Below are 2,260 nucleotides of genomic sequence, written 5' to 3'. Positions count from 1 at the left end.
TGGTAATACCATTCGAGCTCCGCGCGCGTCAGCGTGTAAATGCCGCGCACGACCAATTCGCTGACCCGCTCGGGATGTGTCTCGGCATAGGCCAGCGCCAGCGTCGAGCCCCACGAGCCACCGAACACCAGCCATTTGTCGAAGCCGCCCATGTCGCGCAGGCGCTCGATGTCGGCGACCAGATGCCAAGTGGTGTTGGCCTCGAGCGAGGCGTTCGGCGTCGATTTTCCGCAGCCGCGCTGGTCGAACAGGATGACGTCGTAAAGCTTAGGATCGAACAGCCGCCGATGCTTCGGCGAAATGGTGCCGCCCGGTCCGCCGTGCAGGAACACAGCCGGCTTGGCACCCCTTGTGCCGGAACGCTCCCAATAGACCTGATGGCCGTCGCCTACATCAAGCATGCCGGACTCGAAGGCCTCGATCTCGGGATAGAGGTTGCGGAGTTCACTGCTCATAATTTCAGGCCCTGCTGCGGCCAGTTGGCCGTCTCGTGATCCGGATGCTGGAAGGAGATGATCGATTCCTGCCGGGTGTAGTAGTCAGGATCCTCGTGGACTGGCGCGTCGAAGATCTTCTCCACCCAGGGCAGCCGCGCGGCGTAATTGACCTGGATCTGCGGTGCGAGGTCGGAACGGTCGTCGAAAGCGCCGATAGCGATCTCGAGCCCGCCGGGCTGCCTGTAGGTCAGCGGCGTGCCGCATCGGGCGCAGAAGCCGCGATCGATGTTGACAGACGACTGGAAATAACTCGGCTCCTCACGGACCCATTCGACGCCGTCCTTCGGCACCGTCACCAGCGCGCCGAAGAAGGAACCGAACTGTTTCTGGCACATGCGGCAATGGCAGATGGACGGGCGCCCGAGTGCCCCACGGATACGGAAACGGACGGCGCCGCACTGGCAGCCGCCGGTTCGAACGGTTTCGGTCATGATCTTTCCTCCGGCGGCCATTGTTCGGTGTCGTGGTCGGGATGCTGGTAAGAGACGAGATCGGCAAGATAGGAGGCCGACGAGACGTCGGCCATCGTGTCCTCGCCGGGCAATTCGTGGATGTGATCCACATAGGGGAGTTTTGCTTCGATGCCCCATTGGATGGTCGGCGCGATCTCCTCCGGGTCGTCGAAGGCGGCGATGGCGAGCGCGATGCCGTCGGGCGCCTCGAAGGTCAGCGGCGTGCCGCAATCGGCACAAAAACCGCGCAATGCGGCATTGGACGAGCGGAAGCGTTTGGGCTCACCGCGCGTCCAGTCGAGTTTTGCGTCACGCACGGACACCAGCGGCAGGTAGAAATTGCCGCTCGCCTTCTGGCACATGCGGCAATGGCACACGGAGGCGTCACCCAGAGCGCCTTCGATACGGAAGCGCACGGCGCCGCACTGGCAACCGCCTGTGTAGACCGGTCTGTTGTCGAGGCTCATCATCGATCACTCCGGAACATGGCAGACGGCTTCGACATTGTTGCCGTCGGGATCGAAGACAAAGGCGCCATAATAGTTCGCATGATAGTGCGGACGCAGGCCCGGCGCGCCGTTGTCCTTGCCGCCGGCGGCGATGGCGGCTGAGTGGAAGGCATCGACCTCGGCGCGGCTGCGCGCGGTGAAAGCGACGTGCTGGCGGTCCTTCGGCTTGTCCTTGCCGGCATGCAGCCAGAACACCGGCCGGTCGCGGCCATAGCCCCCGACCTTGGCGCCGCCGGTATATTCCTGCGGCACCATGTAGAGGAGTGACGCACCGAGCGGCGCCATCGCCTTGTCGTAAAAGGCCTTGGAGGTGTCAAAATCGGAAACGGTGATGCCGAGATGATCGATCATGGAACTGCCTCCCTCCTATGTTCGTCGGCCGGCATTTCGGCACGGGCCAGACCGGCCTCGACCACGATGTGCTGGCAGACATTGTCGATATCGCGGATGACGTCGTCGTTCCAGAAGCGCAGGATGGTCCAGCCCAGCGCCTCAAGCTTAGCTGTTCTCGCAGCGTCGGATGCCGAAGCTTCGGCCCGAGCGTGCTGAGAGCCGTCGAGTTCGACGATCAACCTTTTGGTGGGGCAGGCGAAATCGACGATGTAGCCGGCGATAGGCATCTGGCGCCTGAAGGCTAGTCCCATCAGCCAGTGCGCTCTAATCTCATTCCAAAGCTTCAGCTCGGCGTCGGTCATAGCCCTGCGCATCTTGCGCGCATTGCTGCGGTTGTTGGCGGGTACCGGGAAATGTGTCATCGCAGTGCGCCCCCCTCTGGCCTGCCGGCCATCTCCCCCCTCAAGGG

The 2,260-nt window shown here is 63.1% G+C and carries 5 protein-coding genes; all 5 read right to left on the bottom strand.

The window, feature by feature from the left end; all coding sequences use genetic code 11:
• Positions 1-455, bottom strand: a 455-nt coding sequence (locus tag EOC93_RS33320; protein ID WP_127206734.1) for an alpha/beta fold hydrolase, incomplete at its 3' end; no start/stop codon positions are given.
• Positions 452-928, bottom strand: a complete 477-nt coding sequence (locus tag EOC93_RS33315; RefSeq protein WP_126107160.1) for a GFA family protein — start codon at positions 926-928, stop codon at positions 452-454. The genes EOC93_RS33320 and EOC93_RS33315, both read right to left, overlap by 4 nt.
• Positions 925-1,416, bottom strand: a complete 492-nt coding sequence (locus EOC93_RS33310) for a GFA family protein (protein WP_095483293.1) — start codon at positions 1,414-1,416, stop codon at positions 925-927. Before EOC93_RS33310 ends, EOC93_RS33315 begins: the two co-directional genes overlap by 4 nt.
• Before the next feature lie 6 nt (positions 1,417-1,422).
• On the bottom strand, positions 1,423-1,809 hold the full coding sequence (locus EOC93_RS33305; RefSeq protein WP_095483162.1) for a VOC family protein: 387 nt from the start codon (positions 1,807-1,809) through the stop codon (positions 1,423-1,425).
• On the bottom strand, positions 1,806-2,213 hold the full coding sequence (locus EOC93_RS33300) for a DUF559 domain-containing protein (protein WP_127206733.1): 408 nt from the start codon (positions 2,211-2,213) through the stop codon (positions 1,806-1,808). Before EOC93_RS33300 ends, EOC93_RS33305 begins: the two co-directional genes overlap by 4 nt.
• Positions 2,214-2,260 lie beyond the last annotated feature (47 nt).

It is taken from the genome of Mesorhizobium sp. M6A.T.Ce.TU.002.03.1.1 (assembly GCF_003997275.1).
Taxonomy (GTDB): domain Bacteria; phylum Pseudomonadota; class Alphaproteobacteria; order Rhizobiales; family Rhizobiaceae; genus Mesorhizobium; species Mesorhizobium mediterraneum.
The sequence above is the reverse complement of the archived record's forward strand: the minus strand, read 5'-3'. Positions and strand labels throughout refer to the sequence as shown.

What these genes read in the sequence shown, in the direction of transcription:
- EOC93_RS33315 (WP_126107160.1), bottom strand. Translation starts at nt 928, where the DNA reads ATGACCGAAACCGTTCGAACCGGCGGCTGCCAGTGCGGCGCCGTCCGT.
- EOC93_RS33310 (WP_095483293.1), bottom strand. Translation starts at nt 1,416, where the DNA reads ATGAGCCTCGACAACAGACCGGTCTACACAGGCGGTTGCCAGTGCGGC.
- EOC93_RS33305 (WP_095483162.1), bottom strand. Translation starts at nt 1,809, where the DNA reads ATGATCGATCATCTCGGCATCACCGTTTCCGATTTTGACACCTCCAAG.
- EOC93_RS33300 (WP_127206733.1), bottom strand. Translation starts at nt 2,213, where the DNA reads ATGACACATTTCCCGGTACCCGCCAACAACCGCAGCAATGCGCGCAAG.